General features: G+C 41.9%; 27 protein-coding genes. 23 read left to right on the top strand and 4 right to left on the bottom strand.

The window, feature by feature from the left end:
• From rplN to dnaK, 23 genes are all read left to right on the top strand, one after another.
• Nucleotides 1-369, top strand: coding sequence for a 50S ribosomal protein L14 (gene rplN, locus VRU48_RS11485; RefSeq protein WP_041878524.1), 369 nt, complete (start codon nucleotides 1-3; stop codon nucleotides 367-369).
• Between the two features lies 1 nt (nucleotide 370).
• The gene (rplX, locus tag VRU48_RS11480; protein WP_330108061.1) at nucleotides 371-709 is read left to right on the top strand and encodes a 50S ribosomal protein L24; all 339 of its coding nucleotides are present in this window, start codon (nucleotides 371-373) and stop codon (nucleotides 707-709) included.
• Nucleotides 709-1,275 carry a 50S ribosomal protein L5 gene (gene rplE / locus VRU48_RS11475; protein ID WP_330108060.1) on the top strand — a complete coding sequence of 189 codons (567 nt, stop codon included), beginning with the start codon at nucleotides 709-711 and terminating at the stop codon, nucleotides 1,273-1,275. Before rplX ends, rplE begins: the two co-directional genes overlap by 1 nt.
• Nucleotides 1,275-1,544: a 30S ribosomal protein S14 gene (gene rpsN, locus VRU48_RS11470; protein WP_199141336.1), complete on the top strand. Its 270-nt coding sequence runs from the start codon at nucleotides 1,275-1,277 to the stop codon at nucleotides 1,542-1,544. The genes rplE and rpsN overlap by 1 nt, the downstream gene beginning before the upstream one ends.
• Nucleotides 1,545-1,696: 152 nt before the next feature.
• On the top strand, nucleotides 1,697-2,095 hold the full coding sequence (gene rpsH, locus VRU48_RS11465) for a 30S ribosomal protein S8 (RefSeq protein ID WP_330108059.1): 399 nt from the start codon (nucleotides 1,697-1,699) through the stop codon (nucleotides 2,093-2,095).
• 15 nt (nucleotides 2,096-2,110) lie between these two features.
• Nucleotides 2,111-2,668 carry a 50S ribosomal protein L6 gene (gene rplF, locus VRU48_RS11460; RefSeq protein WP_330108058.1) on the top strand — a complete coding sequence of 186 codons (558 nt, stop codon included), beginning with the start codon at nucleotides 2,111-2,113 and terminating at the stop codon, nucleotides 2,666-2,668.
• 5 nt (nucleotides 2,669-2,673) lie between these two features.
• Entirely contained in the window at nucleotides 2,674-3,024 is a 351-nt protein-coding gene (gene rplR / locus VRU48_RS11455) for a 50S ribosomal protein L18 (protein ID WP_330108057.1), read from the top strand.
• A gap of 17 nt (nucleotides 3,025-3,041) precedes the next feature.
• Nucleotides 3,042-3,560: a 30S ribosomal protein S5 gene (gene rpsE, locus VRU48_RS11450; protein WP_199141332.1), complete on the top strand. Its 519-nt coding sequence runs from the start codon at nucleotides 3,042-3,044 to the stop codon at nucleotides 3,558-3,560.
• 4 nt (nucleotides 3,561-3,564) lie between these two features.
• Complete coding sequence (gene rpmD, locus VRU48_RS11445; protein WP_199141331.1) at nucleotides 3,565-3,744, top strand: 50S ribosomal protein L30; 180 nt, start codon at nucleotides 3,565-3,567, stop codon at nucleotides 3,742-3,744.
• A gap of 110 nt (nucleotides 3,745-3,854) precedes the next feature.
• On the top strand, nucleotides 3,855-4,301 hold the full coding sequence (gene rplO / locus VRU48_RS11440; protein WP_330108056.1) for a 50S ribosomal protein L15: 447 nt from the start codon (nucleotides 3,855-3,857) through the stop codon (nucleotides 4,299-4,301).
• Between the two features lie 6 nt (nucleotides 4,302-4,307).
• Nucleotides 4,308-5,642 carry a preprotein translocase subunit SecY gene (gene secY / locus VRU48_RS11435; RefSeq protein WP_330108055.1) on the top strand — a complete coding sequence of 445 codons (1,335 nt, stop codon included), beginning with the start codon at nucleotides 4,308-4,310 and terminating at the stop codon, nucleotides 5,640-5,642.
• Between the two features lie 82 nt (nucleotides 5,643-5,724).
• Nucleotides 5,725-6,510: a type I methionyl aminopeptidase gene (map, locus tag VRU48_RS11430; RefSeq protein WP_330108054.1), complete on the top strand. Its 786-nt coding sequence runs from the start codon at nucleotides 5,725-5,727 to the stop codon at nucleotides 6,508-6,510.
• 71 nt (nucleotides 6,511-6,581) lie between these two features.
• Nucleotides 6,582-6,800 (top strand): translation initiation factor IF-1, encoded by a 219-nt coding sequence (gene infA / locus VRU48_RS11425; RefSeq protein WP_010599888.1) that lies wholly within the window; start codon nucleotides 6,582-6,584, stop codon nucleotides 6,798-6,800.
• 1 nt (nucleotide 6,801) lies between these two features.
• Nucleotides 6,802-6,918: a type B 50S ribosomal protein L36 gene (ykgO, locus tag VRU48_RS11420; RefSeq protein WP_008244551.1), complete on the top strand. Its 117-nt coding sequence runs from the start codon at nucleotides 6,802-6,804 to the stop codon at nucleotides 6,916-6,918.
• Between the two features lie 73 nt (nucleotides 6,919-6,991).
• Nucleotides 6,992-7,369 (top strand): 30S ribosomal protein S13, encoded by a 378-nt coding sequence (gene rpsM, locus VRU48_RS11415; RefSeq protein ID WP_330108053.1) that lies wholly within the window; start codon nucleotides 6,992-6,994, stop codon nucleotides 7,367-7,369.
• Between the two features lie 107 nt (nucleotides 7,370-7,476).
• The gene (gene rpsK, locus VRU48_RS11410; protein ID WP_199141326.1) at nucleotides 7,477-7,866 is read left to right on the top strand and encodes a 30S ribosomal protein S11; all 390 of its coding nucleotides are present in this window, start codon (nucleotides 7,477-7,479) and stop codon (nucleotides 7,864-7,866) included.
• A 66-nt stretch (nucleotides 7,867-7,932) separates the two neighbouring features.
• Entirely contained in the window at nucleotides 7,933-8,541 is a 609-nt protein-coding gene (rpsD, locus tag VRU48_RS11405) for a 30S ribosomal protein S4 (protein WP_330108052.1), read from the top strand.
• Between the two features lie 76 nt (nucleotides 8,542-8,617).
• Entirely contained in the window at nucleotides 8,618-9,610 is a 993-nt protein-coding gene (locus VRU48_RS11400) for a DNA-directed RNA polymerase subunit alpha (RefSeq protein WP_330108051.1), read from the top strand.
• A 137-nt stretch (nucleotides 9,611-9,747) separates the two neighbouring features.
• Nucleotides 9,748-10,323: a 50S ribosomal protein L17 gene (gene rplQ, locus VRU48_RS11395; protein WP_330108050.1), complete on the top strand. Its 576-nt coding sequence runs from the start codon at nucleotides 9,748-9,750 to the stop codon at nucleotides 10,321-10,323.
• A gap of 98 nt (nucleotides 10,324-10,421) precedes the next feature.
• Nucleotides 10,422-11,627: a class I SAM-dependent methyltransferase gene (locus VRU48_RS11390; RefSeq protein WP_330108049.1), complete on the top strand. Its 1,206-nt coding sequence runs from the start codon at nucleotides 10,422-10,424 to the stop codon at nucleotides 11,625-11,627.
• A 115-nt stretch (nucleotides 11,628-11,742) separates the two neighbouring features.
• A complete protein-coding gene (locus tag VRU48_RS11385) occupies nucleotides 11,743-12,285 on the top strand; it encodes an ORF6N domain-containing protein (protein ID WP_330108048.1) in 543 nt (180 codons plus the stop codon).
• 273 nt (nucleotides 12,286-12,558) lie between these two features.
• Entirely contained in the window at nucleotides 12,559-13,320 is a 762-nt protein-coding gene (locus VRU48_RS11380) for a hypothetical protein (protein WP_330108047.1), read from the top strand.
• Nucleotides 13,321-13,547: 227 nt separating this feature from the next.
• The gene (gene dnaK, locus VRU48_RS11375; RefSeq protein ID WP_330108046.1) at nucleotides 13,548-15,455 is read left to right on the top strand and encodes a molecular chaperone DnaK; all 1,908 of its coding nucleotides are present in this window, start codon (nucleotides 13,548-13,550) and stop codon (nucleotides 15,453-15,455) included.
• Nucleotides 15,456-15,541: 86 nt separating this feature from the next.
• Here dnaK and VRU48_RS11370 read toward each other — a convergent pair whose 3' ends face one another.
• Genes VRU48_RS11370 through VRU48_RS11355 form a run of 4 tightly spaced genes read right to left on the bottom strand, consistent with a single transcriptional unit; the run spans nucleotide 15,542 to nucleotide 19,855 of the window.
• The gene (locus tag VRU48_RS11370; RefSeq protein WP_330108045.1) at nucleotides 15,542-16,234 is read right to left on the bottom strand and encodes a TMEM175 family protein; all 693 of its coding nucleotides are present in this window, start codon (nucleotides 16,232-16,234) and stop codon (nucleotides 15,542-15,544) included.
• A gap of 34 nt (nucleotides 16,235-16,268) precedes the next feature.
• Nucleotides 16,269-17,342, bottom strand: a complete 1,074-nt coding sequence (locus VRU48_RS11365; RefSeq protein WP_330108044.1) for a phosphotransferase enzyme family protein — start codon at nucleotides 17,340-17,342, stop codon at nucleotides 16,269-16,271.
• The gene (locus VRU48_RS11360; RefSeq protein WP_330108043.1) at nucleotides 17,333-18,232 is read right to left on the bottom strand and encodes a nucleotidyltransferase family protein; all 900 of its coding nucleotides are present in this window, start codon (nucleotides 18,230-18,232) and stop codon (nucleotides 17,333-17,335) included. The genes VRU48_RS11365 and VRU48_RS11360 overlap by 10 nt, the downstream gene beginning before the upstream one ends.
• A 51-nt stretch (nucleotides 18,233-18,283) precedes the next feature.
• On the bottom strand, nucleotides 18,284-19,855 hold the full coding sequence (locus tag VRU48_RS11355; protein WP_330108042.1) for a helicase HerA-like domain-containing protein: 1,572 nt from the start codon (nucleotides 19,853-19,855) through the stop codon (nucleotides 18,284-18,286).
• Between the last annotated feature and the right edge of the window lie 336 nt (nucleotides 19,856-20,191).

The raw sequence follows: 20,191 nt of genomic DNA, 5'->3' as shown, positions 1-20,191 counted from the left end.
ATGGTACAGCAGGAGTCAAGATTAAACGTAGCCGACAATAGCGGCGCAAAACAAGTATTGGTTATCCGCGTACTTGGTGGTACTGGCAAAAGATATGCTTCTATCGGTGACAAAATTGTAGTAACCGTAAAAAGCGCTTTGCCTTCAGGTAACATTAAAAAAGGAACAGTTTCTAAAGCAGTTGTAGTAAGAACTAAAAAAGAAATCAGACGTAAGGATGGTTCTTATATTCGTTTTGACGACAATGCAGCCGTATTGTTGAATGCACAAGATGAGCCACGTGGTACACGTATTTTTGGCCCGGTAGCAAGAGAGCTGCGTGAGAAACAATTCATGAAGATTGTATCATTAGCACCGGAGGTATTATAATATGAAAAATAAAGTAACACAAGCCAAGGTAAAGATCCGCAAAGGAGATTTAGTAAAGGTTATAGCTGGCGATTCAAAAGGCCAACAAGGTAAAGTACAAGAAGTGCTTGTTGCCAAAAACAGAGTTGTAGTAGAAGGTGTAAACCTTGTATCAAAACATACAAAACCAAATGCCGCTACTCCAAATGGTGGTATCATTAAAAAAGAGGCTGCTCTTCATATTTCTAACGTACAGTTAATTGATCCAAAATCAGGCAAAACTACCCGTGTGGGCAGAAAGCTGAACGCTGACGGAAAATTAGTAAGGGTTGCTAAAATATCAGGGGAGGAAATCAAATAATGGCTTACGTACCAAGATTAAAAAGTAAATATAAAGAGGAAATTGTATCGGCTCTAAAAGAGAAGTTCAATTACAAAAGCGTAATGCAAGTTCCTAAATTAGAGAAAATTGCCATTAACCAAGGTGTTGGCCGTTATGCTGTAACTGATAAGAAAATCATGGACAGCTCTATCTTAGAAATGTCTACCATTGCTGGTCAGCAGGCAGTAGGCGCAAAATCTAAGAAAGACATCTCTAACTTTAAGTTGCGTAAGGGCATGCCAGTTGGTGTAAGAGTAACGTTACGTGATAATAACATGTATGAGTTCTTAGATCGATTAATTTCCGTAGCTTTGCCGCGTATCCGCGATTTCAAAGGTATCAATGACAAAGGATTTGATGGAAAAGGTAACTACACATTGGGTATTACCGAGCAGATCATCTTCCCTGAGATCAATATCGATAAAATCAACAGGATTTTGGGTATGGACATTACCTTTGTAACGTCTGCTACCAACGATGTTGAGGCATTGGAACTTTTAAAACAATTTGGATTACCGTTTAAAAATCAAAAAACAGAGCAATAATGGCAAAAGAAGGTGTAAAAGCTCGCGAACTGAAGCGCCAAAGATTGGTTGCTAAATATGCAGAGAAGCGTGCGGCTTTAAAAGCGGCAGGCGACTATGAGGCGTTAGACAAATTACCTAAAAATTCGTCGGCAGTACGTTTGCACAACCGTTGCAAATTAACTGGTCGTCCTCGTGGATATATGCGTACCTTTGGCATTTCAAGGGTGTTGTTCCGCGATATGGCTTTGGCAGGAAAAATTCCTGGCGTAAGAAAAGCCAGCTGGTAATATAAAAGTATCTAAGTACAGAGTATCAGGGGTCGAGATCTAATGTCTCGATGCCTGATACTTATGTCTTTATACTAGCAAAACGAATATTAACCGATAGCAGGTCCGAAGGCCGGGTGGCCAAGGGAAACCACTATCACAAATCAACAATAATGAATACAGATCCAATTGCAGATTATCTTACAAGGGTAAGAAATGCCATCAAGGCAAATCACAGAATTGTAGAGATCCCTGCATCAAACCTTAAAAAGGAAATTACAAAAGTACTTTTCGACAAAGGTTACATCGCAAACTACAAGTTTGAAGACACTACAGCTCAAGGCACTATCAAAATCGCTTTGAAGTACAATGCAATCACTAAAATCTCGGCTATCCGTACCTTAACCCGTATCAGCAAGCCAGGTTTGAGACAATATGCAGGTGTTGAGAACATGCCAAGAGTATTAAATGGTTTAGGTATCGCAATCTTATCTACTTCTAAAGGTGTAATGACCGATAAAGAAGCAGCCAAATTGAACATTGGCGGTGAGGTTTTGTGTCACGTTTATTAATAGGAGGATAGCAGAATGTCAAGAATAGGAAAAAACCCAATTAATGTGCCTGCTAGCGTAACCGTTACCGTGTCAAACGATAACGTAGTTACTGTTAAAGGTCCTAAAGGTGAACTAAGCCAAGCCTTAGATCAAGATATTACCGTTAGCCAAGAAAACGGCGTGTTAACCGTAAACCGTCCATCAGATCAAAAAAGGCACAAAGCCTTGCACGGCTTGTACCGTTCGTTGATCAACAATATGGTTGTAGGTGTAACTGAAGGTTATAAATTAGAGCAAGAACTAGTAGGTGTGGGTTACCGTGCCACAAACCAAGGTAATACTTTAGACTTGGTACTAGGTTATTCTCACCACTATGTATTCCAGTTGCCACAAGAGATCAAAGTAACCACCACATCAGAAAAAGGTCAGACTCCTAAAATCATTTTAGAGAGCATCGACAAACAATTGATTGGCCAGGTTGCGGCAAAGATCCGCTCGTTACGTGCACCAGAGCCTTACAAAGGTAAAGGTATCAAGTTTGTTGGCGAAGAGTTAAGAAGAAAAGCAGGTAAATCAGCTTCTAAAAAATAATTAAAATGGCAAAGAAAATATCGCGTAGAGAGCGTATCAAAAAAGGCATCAGAAAAAGACTTACTGGTTCTGAGAGCCGTCCACGTTTATCAGTTTATAGAAGCAATAAAGGTATTTATGCTCAAATCATTAACGATGAAACTGGTAATACAATAGTTTCAGCATCATCTTTATCTAAAGATTTTACTGGTAAAGGAACAAAATCTGACCAATCAATCGCAGTAGGCAAGCTAATTGCCGAGAAAGCCATTGCAGCTGGTGTAAAAGAGGTTGTTTTCGACAGGAATGGTTATTTGTACCATGGTCGTGTTAAATCGTTGGCAGAAGGTGCCCGCGAAGCTGGTTTAGTATTTTAATCTGAAAAAAAGGTAAGATGTCAACTATCAATATAAAAAGAGTAAAGACTAGCGAGATCGAATTGAAAGATCGTTTAGTTAGCATACAACGTGTTGCCAAAGTAACCAAAGGCGGCCGTACCTTCAGCTTCTCAGCTATCGTAGTTGTAGGAGATGAACAAGGCGTTGTTGGTTATGGTTTAGGCAAAGCGAAAGAGGTTACAGAAGCCATTGCAAAAGGTGTAGACGATGCCAAAAAGAACCTGGTAAAAGTTCCAGTTTTGAACGGTACCGTACCTCACGAGCAAATCGGCAAGTTTTCTGGCGGTTTCGTTTTGATCAAGCCTGCAGCAGTAGGTACCGGTGTAATTGCCGGTGGTGCAATGCGTGCCGTATTAGAGAGTGCCGGTATCCACAACGTATTGGCTAAGTCAAAAGGTTCATCAAACCCACACAACGTGGTAAAGGCAACTGTTGATGCCCTAACCAAAATGCGTGATGCGTATACCGTAGCTCAGCACCGTGGTGTGGATTTAAACAAAGTTTTTAACGGATAATATCATGGCTAAAATTAAAATAACCCAAGTAAAAAGCATTATCGATAGAAGCGAAAGCCAAAAAAGAACCATGAAAGCCTTAGGTTTAACAAAAATGAACCAAAGCGTAGAGGTTGAAGCTAACGCTGCCATTATTGGGATGGTAAGAAAAGTTAATCACTTAGTAGCTATAGAGACTATTTAATTGTTAAGAAATCTGCTTAGGATGCCATCAAATGCCCTAAGCAGATTTTCTATTTATTTATCGTTGTCCCTGATTAGTGAAAGCGAAGGGCAACACAACAAGTTTTAAAAATGAACTTAAGTAATCTAAAACCTGCAAAAGGTTCTGTAAAAAGCAGCAAAAGAATTGGTCGTGGACAAGGCTCTGGCCGTGGCGGTACTTCAACCCGTGGTCATAAAGGTGCTGGTTCACGTTCTGGACACTCAACCAAAGTTGGTTTCGAAGGTGGTCAAATGCCTTTGCAACGCCGTGTGCCTAAGGTAGGTTTCAAACCAATTAACCGTACCGAATATGTAGGCGTAAACTTAGACGTGCTACAAGGCTTGGCAGAGAAACACAACTTGTCGAGCATCGATTTCGCTGCTTTGCAACAGCATGGTTTGGCTTCTAAAAACGACTTGGTGAAAATCTTGGGTCGTGGCGAAGTTAAAGCGAAATTAGAAGTTACAGCTCATGCTTTTTCTGCAAGTGCACAAAAAGCCATTGAAGCTGCTGGAGGCTCAATCGTAAAATTGTAATCATTAATGAAGAAGCTATTTACTACTTTAAGTAATATTTGGAAAATACAGGAATTGAAAGAGCGTATTCTTTTTACGCTCATGATTCTTGTAATTTACAGGTTCGTTTGTCAAGTTGTTCTACCGGGTGTAGATCCAACTCAGTTAGCCAATACTCAGAAAACAGGTCTTTTGGGCTTGTTGGATATGTTTGCCGGTGGTGCCTTTTCTAAGGTATCGATCGTGGCATTGGGCGTAATGCCTTATATCTCTGCGTCTATCGTAGTTCAGTTGTTGGGCATTGCAGTACCTTCTTTCCAAAAAATGCAAAAAGAAGGAGAGAGCGGCAGAAAAAAATTAACGCAAATCACCCGCTACCTAACCGTAGCAATCACTGCTGTGCAGGCCGTAGGTTATGTGAAAACACAGGTGCCTACCAATGCCATCATGATCGACCACTTTACTTTCTATGTGCTTTCGGGCTTTGTTTTGACCGCGGGTACCTTGTTCGTGATGTGGCTTGGTGAAAAGATAACAGATAAAGGTATAGGAAATGGTACATCATTGATCATCATGGTGGGTATCATTGCCCGTTTGCCAGTAGCTATGCAACAAGAAATCAGCTCGGCCTTTGCCGGTAGTGATGGCGGTGCAATCAGGCTGGTATTAGAAATCGTAGCTTTATTTGCAGTGGTTATGTTTACCATCCTTATTGTTCAAGGGGTACGTAAAGTGCCTGTACAATATGCCAAAAGAATTGTTGGCAACAGACAAGTAGGAGGCGTAAGGCAATATATTCCTTTAAAGGTTAATGCAGCCGGCGTAATGCCGATTATCTTTGCCCAGGCATTGATGTTCATCCCGAACGCATTGATCGGAATTTTTCCTAAGCTAACCGATAGCTGGTTACATTCGTATACCGATATTACCTCGCTAACGTACAGCTTAACATTTGCGTTTTTAATCATTGCCTTCACTTTCTTCTATACAGCCATTACGGTTAACCCAACCCAAATGTCTGACGACATGAAAAAGAACGGCGGTTTCATCCCGGGCATCAAGCCAGGTTTGGCCACCTCAAGTTTCATTGACGATGTAATTTCTAAGATCACTTTCCCAGGATCGTTGTTCTTGGCTATCATCGCCATCCTGCCGTCGTTTGCTGTAAGAGTGGGTATTCAACAAGAATTCGCCCATTTCTTTGGAGGTACCTCATTACTGATCTTGGTGGGTGTAGTATTAGATACTTTGCAACAAATTGAAAGTTATCTGTTGATGCGCCACTACGACGGTTTAATGAAAACAGGCAGGGTTACTGGCCGTACCGGTATTCCGGCTGCTGGTAGCGGTGCTGCATTATAAGAATGAATGAATTAATGAATGATTGAATGTCGTGTAATACCTATTCAGTCGTTTCCTAATTCCCTCATTCAAAATTAAAAACATGTCAAAAATTTTCTATAAATCTCCGGAGGAGATCGAATTAATCAGAGAAAGTTCTTTACTGGTTTCCAAAACTTTGGCCGAAGTGGCCAAAGTTATTGGACCAGGCATGACAACGCTTGCCTTGGACAAGCTGGCCTATGAGTTTATCAAAGACCACGGAGCAATCCCAGCTTTTTTGAACTATGGCGGTTTCCCCAACTCTTTGTGCATTTCGCCCAACGAGCAGGTGGTACACGGTTTTCCGAGCGAGTATGTAATCCAGGAAGGTGACTTGATCTCTGTTGATTGCGGTGTAATCAAAAACAACTTCTTTGGAGATTCTGCCTATACCTTTTCTATTGGAGAGGTAGATGCAGAAAAACAAAAACTAACCAAGGTAACTCAAGAGTGCCTCAACCTGGCCATCGAAAAGGCGGTTGTGGGGATGCGCATCGGCGATATAGCCTTTGCCGTACAGAACCATGCCGAAACCAATGGCTTTGGGGTAGTTAGAGAGCTTGTGGGGCACGGTGTTGGCGTACAGCTGCACGAGAAGCCAGAAGTACCTAACTATGGTAAGCGAGGAAGCGGCATTAAGCTGGAAGAGGGAATGGTAATTGCTATCGAACCGATGATCAACGCTGGTGTTGCCGGAGTTAAGTTTTGGGCCGACGGTTGGACCGTAACCACCAAAGACAATAAACCTTCCGCGCATTTTGAACATACGGTTGCCGTCAAAAAGGGGAAAGCAGATGTTTTATCGACCTTTTCGCCGATTGAAGAAGTTTTAAAAGAAAAAAAATAAAAAATTCAAAATTTTTATTTAATTTTGCAACCCTGTTTAACAACAGCTAATTAAGTAAAAATCAAGATTATATGGCTAAACAAGCCTCAATTGAACAAGACGGAGTAATAAGGGAAGCATTATCGAATGCCATGTTCAGGGTTGAACTCGAGAACGGACATGAGATTATCGCCCATATTTCAGGAAAAATGAGGATGCACTACATCAAAATTTTACCTGGAGACAAAGTTAAATTAGAGATGTCGCCTTACGACTTAACGAAAGGCAGAATTACTTATAGATACAAATAAAATGAAAGTTAGATCTTCAATCAAAAAACGTAGCGCTGATTGCAAAGTGATTCGTCGCAAAGGCAAGCTTTACGTAATTAACAAGAAAAACCCTAAGTTCAAGCAACGTCAGGGGTAATTAAAAATACTGGAACGAAATCCGCACAACGGTGGCCCGCCGTTCGGTCGTTCATTAAAAACAATTTATAAATATGGCAAGGATATCAGGTATTGATTTACCAAGAAACAAGAGAGGCGAAATCGGTCTAACCTACATCTACGGAATAGGTAGATCAACTGCTCAAAACATTTTGACCCAAGCAGGAATCGATCTTAGCAAAAAAGTACAGGACTGGTCTGACGACGAATTGTCGGCTATCCGTACTATCATCAACGACAGCATTAAGGTAGAAGGTGCATTGCGTTCGGAAGTTCAGTTGAACATCAAACGTTTAATGGATATCGGCTGTTACCGTGGTCTTCGTCACAGAAAAGGCTTGCCTGTTCGTGGCCAACGTACCAAAAACAACTCTCGTACCCGTAAAGGAAAGAGAAAAACAGTTGCTAACAAGAAAAAAGCTACTAAATAGTAATTGATGGACAGCTAATGCTGTTCGGAACAAAAAGATTAAAACAGTTGATGGGTCCAGGTTATTTTTAATCTAGTAATCCATCAACTAACTAATTAAAAAACATAATGGCTAAAAGTAAAAAAGTTACCAAAAAACGTATCGTTGTAATCGAGCCTGTAGGTCAGGCCCACATCAATGCTACGTTCAACAACATCATTGTTACCCTAACCAACAACAACGGTCAAACCATTTCTTGGTCGTCTGCAGGTAAAATGGGCTTCAAAGGTTCTAAAAAGAACACTCCATATGCAGCAGGTCAAGCGGCTTCAGACTGCGGTAAAGTAGCATTTGATTTAGGTTTGCGTAAAGTTGAGGTATTTGTAAAAGGTCCAGGTTCAGGCCGTGAGTCTGCCATCAGAACTTTGCAAGTAGCTGGTTTGGAAGTAATGTCTATCAAAGACATCACCCCGCTTCCACACAACGGCTGTCGTCCACCTAAGAAAAGAAGAGTTTAATCAATTAATTTTTAAAGCTAAGAGTCTGCAGCTACAGGTTGCATGATACTTTAAAATCACAAACAAATGGCAAGATACACCGGACCAAAGTCCAAAATCGCCCGTAAGTTCAGAGAGCCAATTTTCGGCCCTGACAAAGTATTAGATAGAAAAAATTATCCTCCAGGCCAACACGGCGCTTCAAAAAGAAGAGGAAAACAATCTGAGTACGCCATCCAGTTAATGGAGAAGCAAAAAGTGAAATACACTTATGGTGTATTGGAAAAACAATTCCGCAACTTGTTCACTAAAGCATCATCACGTCAAGGTATTACCGGTGATAACTTATTGCAATTGCTAGAGGCGCGCTTAGACAACACCGTATACAGATTAGGTATTGCTCCAACCCGCTCAGGTGCACGTCAATTGGTTAGCCACAAGCACATCACCGTAAACGGCGAGGTTGTTAATATTCCATCATACCAATTAAGAGCTGGCGACGTAGTAGCAGTTCGTGAGAAATCTAAAACCTTAGAAGCCATCACAAACTCAGTTGCAGGCAGAGCAATCAACAAGTTCAACTGGTTAGATTGGAATGCAAGCGAGTTGACAGGTAAGTTTTTGGCTTATCCTAACCGCGACGAGATCCCAGAAAACATTAAGGAAAACCTTATTGTAGAGTTGTACTCTAAGTAATAGATTTGGTTAAAGCCCTCGTGGCTTTAACTTTTTTACGTTACACAACATTAATAAAAATCTAAAAACATTATAAATGGCAATTTTAGCATTTCAGAAACCAGACAAGGTAATCATGCAGAAATCAACCGATTTCGATGGTCAATTTGAATTTCGTCCTTTAGAGCCCGGTTTCGGTGTAACAATAGGTAATGCCTTGAGAAGAATCCTACTTTCTTCATTAGAAGGTTTTGCCATTACAAGTATTCGTTTTTCAGGCGTTTCTCACGAGTTTTCTACCATGAAAGGTGTGGTTGAAGATTTGACCGAGATCATCTTAAACTTGAAACAAGTTCGTTTCAAGAAAGTTGGCGAGTCTGGCGATTCAGAAAAAGTATTCATCATTGTAAATGGTCAGGAGCAATTCTTGGCTGGTGATATCACCAAGTTCTCTAACAACTTTGAGGTGTTGAACCCTGAGTTGGTAGTTTGCAACATGGAGAAATCGGTAACTTTAGAGGTAGAATTAACGATCAATAAAGGCCGTGGCTATGTTCCTGCAGAAGAGAACAAGATCACTGATACAGTAGTTGGCGTTATCGCTATCGACTCTATCTTCACCCCAATGAAGAACGTAAAATACACGATCGAAAACTATCGTGTTGAGCAAAAAACCGATTATGAGAAATTGATTTTGGATATCTCTACCGATGGTTCGATCCACCCGGAAGAAGCTTTGAAAGAAGCGGCCAAAATCTTGATCCAACACTTCATGCTATTCTCTGACGAGAACCTGGTATTAGAATCTCAAGCTAAAGAAGAAACCAAAGAAGTTGATGAGGAAATTTTGCATATGCGCAAAATCCTTAAAACCGAATTGGTTGACCTTGATCTTTCTGTACGTGCCTTGAACTGTCTGAAAGCAGCCGATATCCGCACTTTGGCTGATTTGGTATCTTATGATGTAGCAGATATGTTGAAGTTCAGAAACTTCGGTAAAAAATCGCTAACCGAAATCCAAGAGCTGGTAAAATCTAAACAATTATCGTTTGGAATGAACCTAGCCAAATTCAAGTTAGACGAAGAATAAGCAAGTTCTCAGTTTTGAGTTACCAGTTGTGAAACTGTAGATTAAAGCTAGCACTAGATAAGAATAATTAATATTCACAGTGTATAATTCCCTCAGATTAAGTTCAAAGAGACGGTATACACTTTACAAAACAAAAAATGAGACACGGTAAAAAATTTAACCATTTAGGCAGAACCACATCGCACAGAAAAGCGATGTTGGCAAACATGGCCTCATCGTTAATTAAACACAAGAGAATTTCAACTACTTTGGCCAAAGCAAAAGCTTTGCGCGTGTATGTTGAGCCTCTAATCACAAAATCTAAAAACGACACTACGCACTCTCGCCGTATCGTTTTCTCTTATCTTCAAGATAAAGACAGCGTTACCGAGTTGTTCCGCGACGTGGCAACCAAAGTAGCTAACCGTCCAGGTGGTTACACTCGTATCATCAAATTAAACAACCGTTTGGGCGATAACGCTGAAATGGCTTTGATCGAGTTGGTAGATTACAACGAAGTTTACGGTAAAGATGCTGCAGCTGCCGATAAGAAAACTACGCGCAGAAGCAGAAGCAAAGCTAAAAGAGCTGATGCCCCTGCAACTGAAGCAAAAGAAGAAAAAGCACCTAAAGCTGAGAAAGTAGAAGAAGCAGCACCTGCTGTTGAAGAAGCTCCAGCTACAGAAGAGGCTACTCCAGAAGCTCCGGCAACTGAAGAAGAGCCAAAAGCTTAATTCTTTTACCTAAAAGATAAGAACCCCTTAAGGCATGCCTTAAGGGGTTTTTTATTGGATAAAGAAACCATTTGATTTATTTGCCTTAATTTTGCCTTATGACAAGCACTACTGCCTTATCCAGATTTGAAGCCCTTTTGAGCGAAAGCCTAAGCGCTGGCCAATTTGTGAAACTTTCTTTAGGCAATTATCAAGGCCAAGAAGAAGCGCTTAAGCATATTTATGTGAAGCAGGTGCTCATTAAAAGACAGCCTATGCTCTCTTTTAACTACCGTTATAAAACCAGGGATATCTTTAAGAACCATTCGCTGGCCGAGGGCATTTCGCTTATTGCAGCCTTAATTGAGCATGATTTTAAGATAGCCACTCTTTTTACCGTGCAGCACGAGTATATTTTGGAGCATCGAAAAAATACGGTTGATATCCGTGAGCAAGCACTGCCTATTAAACTGGAGGCCAGTCAGGCACACAACAAGGAAAAGAAGCGCCTGATTAAGCCTAATGGCTCTTATTTGCACGAACTTAAGATTGCCGATGCCGAGGGCAAGGTATACAAAAATGCGCAGGACAAGTACAAGCAGATTAACCAGTATATCGAGATATTAAGTTCGCTGATTAAAGAACTACCTGAAGGGACTATCAAAAAGGTAGTGGATATGGGCGCTGGTAAGGGCTATCTTACTTTTGCCTTGTACGATTACCTGCATACGCAACTACAGCTTGAAGCTAATGTAGTAGGCGTGGAGTATAGGGAAGATCTGGTAGCGCTTTGCAACACGATAGCCAAACAGGCAGGTTTTGAACAGCTCCAGTTTGTGCAGGGAACCATAGAAGATTATAACGTAGATCAGATCAATTTGCTGATTGCCCTCCATGCCTGCGATACCGCTACGGATGATGCCATTTTTAAAGGGATTAAAGCCAATGCCGAACTGATTGTGGTAGCCCCTTGTTGCCATAAGCAGATCAGACGAGAAATAGAAAAGCACAAGGTAAAGAATAACGCATCTTTTTTGACCCAATATGGCATTTTCTTAGAACGCCAAGCCGAAATGGTAACCGATGGCATCAGGGCGTTGATTTTGGAGTATTTTGGCTATAAAACCAAGGTGCTTGAATTTGTTTCTGATGCACATACGCCTAAGAATGTACTGGTGGTTGGTGTCAAGCGGACAGAGAAACCAAGCACTAAAGCAGAGAACGAACGCCAAGCCGAAATACTTCAAAAGATCAAAGATACCAAGGCCTATTTTGGCATCGGCTATCACCATTTGGAAAGACTTTTAGCACTTAACTCGTATTAAGGTGTCGCAATTTGCGACACCTTAATTTTCTATAAATCTACGTTGAGCGCCTCTTATTGCACTAATCTTCAATTTTACGTATATTCATGGTTACGCAATTTGCGACACCTAACCTATGAAAAAGAAGCAAACAGATCTGATCATCCCTGATGAGGTTCTGATTAATAAAATTTACTATTTGCGAAAACAGAAAGTAATGCTTGATCGTGATTTGGCAGAACTCTACGGCGTGCCCGCACGGAGGCTGAGAGAACAGGTTAAACGGAACCATGATAATTTTCCCACAAATTTTATGTTCCAGCTTACGGAAGCAGAGATTGAAACTTTGCTGGCGCATAAAGCAATTCCTTCAAGGAGGAATTTGGGCGGTAACATGCCCTATGTGTTTACAGAGCATGGTGTGCTCATGCTGGCCAATGTACTGAGGAGCGAACAAGCCATTAAGGTGAGTATAAAGATCATCGAAATATTTGTACGGCTAAGAGAAATGCTTGCCGATAATACGATGTTAAGGAAAGCCATCGAAAGCCTAGAAAAGAAAACAGACAACAATACCAAGAACATAGAGCTTGTTTTTCAATACATTGATCGTTTATTGGAAGAAAAGAACAATCCAACAGAAAGAGCAAGTGTGGGCTATAAGCTGTCTAAGAAGTAATGGCTAAGGTGTCGCAATTTGCGACACCTTAGCGGGTTGAAATAGGAAAAATGTTTGCTGTTTTTCTCCATTGGCCGATTTTGATTGGATTTAAGGTGTCGCAATTTGCGACACCTTAAATGTAAATACATCAACAATAACCGCCGACATTTGGAAAGACTTTTAGCAATTTGATTAGAAATGCCTATTATTGCTTCAGGTAGATGATGTGTTACAAAAGCCATCGGAACCGCCATTAATCCAGTCAATTTTAAGCATTAACGCCCTCGCCAGATGAAAAGAATTAGCTACTTTCTTGCCTTTATTGTTTTATTGAGCTCGTGCTCGAAAGATAAGGAGCCGATTACAAAAGAAGCCCAATGCAAGGTAAGCAGCATGGACGACCTTGTATATTCCTATAACGATAAAGGAGAATTGGTGAAGCTCGAAAACGGCCTGTATAAAAAGGAATTGGCTTATACTGGGAACAAAATAGATATCGTTTATACAGCTAAAGTGGCACCAACTGTAACGAGGCCTTACGGTACGGTTACTTTAGACGATAAAGGCCGACTGGGCAGATTTGTTAACGATCAGCAGATTTTTGATGCGAAATACGATGCATCGGGCTATTTAACAGAAGTAAAGCTCAGCGATATAATAACCGGTAACGCTGTCCAAACTTCTACCTTAAGCTACCAGGACGGAAACTTGGTTAAAATAGTTAGCATCTCGGCCAATGGAACCATAACGCAAAAAAATATTGCGTATAGCGCTACCTTAAATCAAGCTACCAATGGCTGGTATGCCGATTTCCCTTTGGCAGAAGTATTTCAGCTTCGTTGCCCTGAACTGATTGGCTTATGCGGTAAAAGATCAAGAAACTTATTGAGAGAGATCAATACCAGCTTTTCGAACGATGCTTCCTTAAATGAGAAGGATGTTTGGAGTTTTGTATGGAATAATAACGGCAACATAACCTCTGCCAGCTTTCAGTTCTCGAGCAAATCGATGAATACGAGTGATACGTTCCGTTTTGGTTACCAGTGTAACTAACAGCCCCCAATACTATAGGCCTTAAGCCCTCTACCTTTTGCCTTTCACCTTTGGTCTTTAAGCTTTCAGCTATTCAACTTCCGTTTCTGCCAAGCTGTCAGCATAAGAATGGCCGTTTTTTTACATTTTAGCAGAGTTTTTGGCGCTATTTCTGCCAAAACCTAATTGGCACATTGCTTGTTATTAGGGTATATAAAACATTAAAACTTTAAGAAATATATAATAAAATGGGAAAAATAATTGGTATAGACTTAGGAACAACAAACTCTTGCGTTGCTGTAATGGAGGGTAACGAACCTGTAGTTATAGCAAACAGCGAGGGCAAACGTACTACGCCATCTATTGTTGCTTTTGCAGAGAACGGCGAGCGTAAGGTGGGCGAGCCTGCAAAACGTCAGGCAATAACAAACCCAACCAAAACAATTTATTCGATTAAACGCTTTATGGGCAGCAGCTATGCTGAAGTGGCAAAAGAAATTGCCAGGGTACCTTATAAAGTGGTTAAAGGCGACAACAATACACCACGTGTAGAAATTGACGACCGCAAATATACTCCACAAGAGATTTCTGCAATGATTTTGCAAAAAATGAAAAAAACTGCAGAAGATTTCTTGGGCCAAGAAGTAACAGAAGCTGTAATTACCGTTCCGGCTTACTTTAACGACGCACAACGTCAGGCTACTAAAGAAGCTGGCGAAATTGCTGGTCTTTCTGTAAAACGTATCATTAACGAGCCTACTGCAGCTGCTTTGGCCTATGGTTTAGACAAAGCCCACAAAGACATGAAAATTGTGGTATTTGACTGTGGTGGCGGTACGCACGACGTGTCTGTATTGGAATTGGGCGATGGCGTTTTCGAAGTAAAATCAACTGATGGTGATACACACTTGGGTGGTGACGACTTTGACCACGTTATTATCGAGTGGTTGGCCGAAGAGTTCAAAAACGAAAACGGCATGGACTTGCACAAAGATCCAATGGCTTTGCAACGTTTGAAAGAAGCTGCCGAGAAAGCTAAAATCGAGCTTTCTAGCACCACTTCAACCGAAATCAACTTGCCTTACATTACTGCCGATGCCAGCGGTCCTAAACACTTGGTTAGAACCTTGAGCCGTGCAAAATTTGAGCAATTGGCTGGCGATTTGATCAAACGTACGATCGATCCTTGTAAATCGGCTTTGAAAAATGCTGGTTTGAGCGTGAGCGATATCGACGAAATTATCTTGGTAGGTGGTTCAACCCGTATTCCTGCTATTCAGGATGCTGTTAAAGCCTTCTTTGGCAAAGAACCAAGCAAAGGCGTAAACCCTGACGAAGTAGTAGCCATCGGTGCAGCTATTCAAGGTGGTGTATTAACCGGTGAGGTTAAAGATGTATTATTGTTAGACGTAACCCCGCTTTCGTTAGGTATCGAAACCATGGGTGGCGTAATGACCAAATTGATCGAGGCGAATACAACTATTCCTTCTAAGAAATCGGAAACCTTCTCCACTGCGGCCGACAATCAGCCATCGGTAGAGATCCACATCTTGCAAGGCGAGCGCCCAATGGCAGCTCAAAACCGCACGATTGGCCGTTTCATCTTGGATGGAATTCCGCCAGCGCCACGTGGCGTGCCTCAGGTAGAAGTTGCTTTTGATATTGATGCCAACGGTATCTTGCATGTAAGTGCTAAAGATAAAGCCACTGGCAAAGAGCAAAAAATCCGCATCGAAGCTTCATCAGGCTTAACTGATGCCGAAATCCAAAAAATGAAGCAAGAAGCTGAAGCCAATGCAGAAGCTGATGCTAAAGCAAAAGAAGAAGCCGATAAAATCAACAGCGCAGATGCTTTGATCTTCTCAACCGAGAAACAATTGAAAGAGTTTGGCGAGAAATTGTCAGCCGATAAAAAAGCTCCAATTGAAGAAGGCTTGAAAAAACTGAAAGATGCACATGCGGCCCGTAATTTTGCCGATATCGATGCTGCACAAGCCGAATTGCAAAATGCATGGAACGCTGCTTCTGAAGAAATGTACAAAGCAGGTCAGGAAGGCCAACCTCAAGGCGAAGCGCCACAAGCTGATGCCCAACAAGGTGGCGATACCGTAACTGATGTTGATTTTGAAGAAGTAAAAGACGACGAAAAGAAATAGTCTTGAAGTCTGAAGTCTTCAGTCGAGAGCCTGAAGAGCGATAAATAAAAAAGCCCCGAATTAATTTCGGGGCTTTTTTTGTGTGATTACTTTTTGCGTTTTGGAGCAGGGGCTGAAGTGGTGTATTCCAGCTCTTTTTTCTTGCCAAAAACCTTGTTCAGGATTACCAATGCTGGCCAGATTAAGATCGGTGCCATCCGGCTGTAATCGCGGATGCTTTCAGGCAAAATCCAGCAGGCCAAAGCGCCCAACAGGAAAATAAAGGGAACAATCAGTGTACGGCACCTGGCTAGCTGCCTGGCTTTTTTATCATCGAAACCTTCGGAAATACGACCGCGGTGCTTAATGATATAGCCCAGAAGCGCATAGTTTAACAAACCGGTAGCAGCTACATTGAAACAATAGAAATAAAACGGCAACTGATGCTCGAAGTTTTCGCTATAGTAAGCTGAACTGAAAGGCATGAGGATAACCGTAAAAAGAAAGAGAAAGTTAAGCCATATCAGCTTGTCGTCGTAGTTCTTAATAAACGAAAACAGGCGGTGGTGCGAGCGCCAATAAATGGCAATGACAAAGAAACTGATAATGAAGCCAATGAACAGGGGCGTAAGGTTGAGCAATTGGTCGGCAACCTGACCGGGCGTAAAGTTATGCGGAATATGGGGTGCCTTGATTTCGATAACCAGCAAGGTAATGGCAATGGCAAATACGGCATCGGTAAAAAGAATCATCCTTTCAATCTGGAATTCCTTTTTAATTTCGTTGTGGAGCTGAGACATGTGAGTAGGGATTAATTAGAACTTGAAATAGGGTTTACGGCAAACAGTCTTCAATGATATCCTGCAATACCTTTTCGTTGGCGAAGAATTCTTTCAGAAGCTTGAACTGGTTTTTGGCCCTGTCCAAATTCTGGCTGGGATAAGCTATCGGGTAATAAATGCTGCCATTGAGGTAATCGGTTAAAAAACGGAGTGCCTGCATGTACACCATGTATTTTCCAGAGAATAAAATCAGTTCTTTTTCTGTAGAAGTAAGGATAGCTCCCATGGTTGAAAGATAGCCTTGTATGGTCGCTTTAAAATAAGGTAGACGAATTTTGATAAGTTCTAGGTTGGTTTCGTTTTCGGAGAAGGCACAGGTATAAGACCGTAGCATGTCGCCAAGATCTGAAATGAATTTTCCGGGCATCAGCGTGTCGAGATCGATTACACAAACACCTTCATGGCTGGTTTCGTTTAACAGTACATTACTGATTTTGGTATCGTGGTGGATCACACGGTCTGGAAAATCGTGACGATGCTCGTAAGAGTGATAATAAGCTAAAATAAAGTGATACTGCAAGGCCATGGCAATGGCTTGTTCAGCCTCTTTTTTTGATGGCTCGCTGCATTGGCCCAAGGTAAAGGTAAACTGCTCGTACCGCAGGGCCAGGTTATGAAAGCCAGGAATGGTCGGACTTAACCGAGTAGTATCGAAACCATTGAGCAAAAGGCTCAATTTGCCGAATTGTTTGGCTGCCTCATAGGCCTGTTTGGGCTCGTTTAAGGTATCAAATGCAACGCTATCGCTTACAAAGGGCAGCAGGCGCCAATATTCACCATTGTGGGTGGCCATTAAACTGCCGTTAAGGGTAGCAATAGGGGCCGGAAATAAATAATCCGGATCGTTTGCCTTCAGGTAATCGGCTATGGCGCTAATATTGTGCGCAATTGCCAAAGGGTTGTGAAATACCTGCGCATTGATGTTTTGGAGGATATATTTTTGCTGATTTGGCGCCAAAAGCAAATAGGTTCGGTTAATGAGCCCCGAACCTATTTGTTGTAACGTTACGGTGTTTTTGCTAAAACCGTAAGCCTTTAAAATCGCTTCATCAAGAATTAGCTCCATAAATTTGCAGGATACGCGCCATCTTTGATCAGCTGGTCGATACTGGCTTGCACAATAGGCTTGTCTTCTTTATAAGTAACCCCAAACCATTGGTTGGCCGTTGGGATGTTCTTGAAATTGGCAATGTTGTTTTTAACCAGGTATTCGCCAATTAAAGGAATAAAGAATTCGGCTTTGGGCTTGTCTTTATTCGCTTCGGCAAATTTTACAAACTGCTCTTCGGTTACCTTGAATACGGCTGGCGTAAAACCCCAGAAGTTCATAGACACCGGTGTTTCGAATGCCAATGGATATTCTTTATCATCTTCTTCGTAAACAATCGCATCGTCTTTTTTGTAGATTTTAGTGCGTTCGTTGATTTCGGTAATATTCCCTGCCTCATCAACCTGGCAAACGCCGCGCGAAACCGAACCAAAGTCAGATAAGGTTTTGCCAATCTGATAGCCTACAATGGCATATTGGCTGTCGTTAACCTCATTGGTCAAGAAATCAACCATTTTCTTAAAGGCATCATAGCCATAAAAATCGTCGGCATTGATAATGCAGAAAGGTTCTTTGATTACTTTGCGGCCCGAAAGCATGGCGTGCGCAGTGCCCCAAGGTTTTTCCCTGTAAATTTCTTCGGCTATGCCAAATTGTTGCAAATCGAAGTTCTGAAAAACATATTCGGTTTCGATCTTGCCTTGAAGCTTGGGTTCGAAAATAGCTTTAAAATTGTCTAAGAATTCTTCTTTGATGATAAACACCACTTTGCCAAATCCGGCTTTAATGGCATCGTAAATCGAATAGTCGATAATGGTTTCGTTGTTAGGTCCAAAACCATCAATTTGTTTCATGCTTCCGTAGCGGCTAGCCATTCCGGCGGCCAGTATAAGTAAGGTTGGTTTCATTAAAAATCAATAATAAAATTTAGGTAAGTAGATGAGCCCCAAAGGTAAGTTTTATAAGCCAAAAATACCACCACTTCTTGATCTTGGTTTTTTGCCCGTAAGCATGCCGAAAAGACCGCGTACAATTTCCTTCCCGATTTGGCGCGTAATGGTAGCGCCCATTACCTGCTCAACAATGCTTTTCTCACCTGGCTTTGGCTTGCTGGCTTCCTCCTGCCTTTTTTGTTCCTCGGCGGCGGCCTTGGCTTCATTCTCTTCGGCCAGTTTGAGGTTAATGCGGTCGGTCAGCATTTCAAAAGCACTTACAGGGTCAACGGTCTGCTGATATTTAGTAAACAAGGGACTAGCCTGCATCAGTTTTTCACAATCAATGGCGGCCATCGGACCCATTACGGCTCGTGGCGGGGTAAGCATGGTTGCGGCCACTTCGGTAGGAATACCTTTTTCGTTCAGTACGGTAATCAGCGCCTGACCAGTTCCCAAAGAAGTTAATACCTTATCTATTTGGTAAAAATCTGATTTGGGATAGGTATTTACGGTTTTCTTCAAGGCATCTACATCGTTTGGCGTAAAGGCCCTGAGCGCATGCTGTACGCGGTTGCCCAGTTGGGCCAATACGCTTTCTGGAACATCCATAGGCGATTGGGTACAAAAGAATACGCCAATTCCTTTAGAACGGATGAGCCTGATGATGGTGTTGACCTGGTCTAAAAATGCTTTTGGGGCATCGTTAAATAACAAATGCGCCTCATCGAAAAAGAAAACCAGTTTGGGTTTGTCCAAATCGCCTGCTTCGGGCATAGCCTGATAGATTTCGGCCAATAAGCTTAGCAGGAAAGTAGAATAAAGCACGGGTTGGTTTTGCACATCGGCAATGTTGAGCAGGCTGATCATGCCTTTTCCGTCCACTCTGCTAAAAAGATCTTCGATATCGTAAGAGGTTTCGCCAAACATGCCGGCCAAGCCTTGTTGTTCTATGGCTACTATCTTTCTTAGGATGGTACTTGAAGTAGCCGTAGAAATAGATCCGTAGCTGCCTTTAATTTCGGCAGCTCCTGGACCTTCGGCCAAATAGCCTAATAGTTTTTTTAAGTCGTTCAGGTCAACAACAGGCATTTTGTTGTCGTCGGCATATTTAAAAATAACCGAAAGCACACCGGTTTGCGTTTCGTTGAGTTCGAGTATCTTAGAGAGGAGTACCGGACCGAATTCGCTTACCGTGGCCCGCATCTGTGCACCCAACTTGCCGCTTAGCGAGTAAAGTTCGATCGGAAATCCGCTTGGCGTAAAGGCTTTGTTGAGCTGTTGCGCCCTTTCTTCTATTTTCGGATTGCTGGTTCCCGGCTGGTAAAGTCCAGAAAGATCGCCTTTGACGTCGAGCATAAAAACAGGCACACCTGCATCAGAAAGCTGTTCGGCCAATAGCTGCAAGGTCCTGGTTTTTCCCGTTCCGGTTGCACCGGCAATCAGGCCGTGGCGGTTCATCATCCGCAGGGGCAGGTTAACTTCGGCTTCGGCCAGTACTTCGCCATCTAAAATTCCGGCACCCAGGTAAATGGATGCACCGCTTGGCGCATAAGAGGCTTTGATTTTTTCAATGAATAGTGCTTTTTTGTCGCTCATGGTATAGCTGTTTTAGGACTTGAATTTAAGAAAGAAATCTGCAAATGGGAAATGATTAATTTTTGGCTGGGTTATAGGGTTTATCGAGTTTCAAGGCAAGTGCCAAGTGAACAAGCAAGGTTAGCGAAAGTATAATTTCGCCAGCTAAAAGCATAAGGATGTTTTTTTGCGGTCCGATAGTGATAAGGGTGTGTATGATACTGGCCATTAAAAAAATGGCATAAACCATGGTTATGGTTGCTGTTAAATAGTGCCAACTCCCCAATCTAAATTGTCTGATTTTGAGGTTCTGCAAGGTGCGCCAGTTAAAAACAAGCGGAAACAAAAGCAACAAAA

Origin of the sequence: Pedobacter albus (genome assembly GCF_036324255.1) — a bacterium.
Taxonomy (GTDB): Bacteria; Bacteroidota; Bacteroidia; order Sphingobacteriales; family Sphingobacteriaceae; genus Pedobacter; species Pedobacter albus.
Note: the sequence above shows the minus strand (reverse complement) of the source record. Positions and strands in the feature narration are given on the sequence as shown.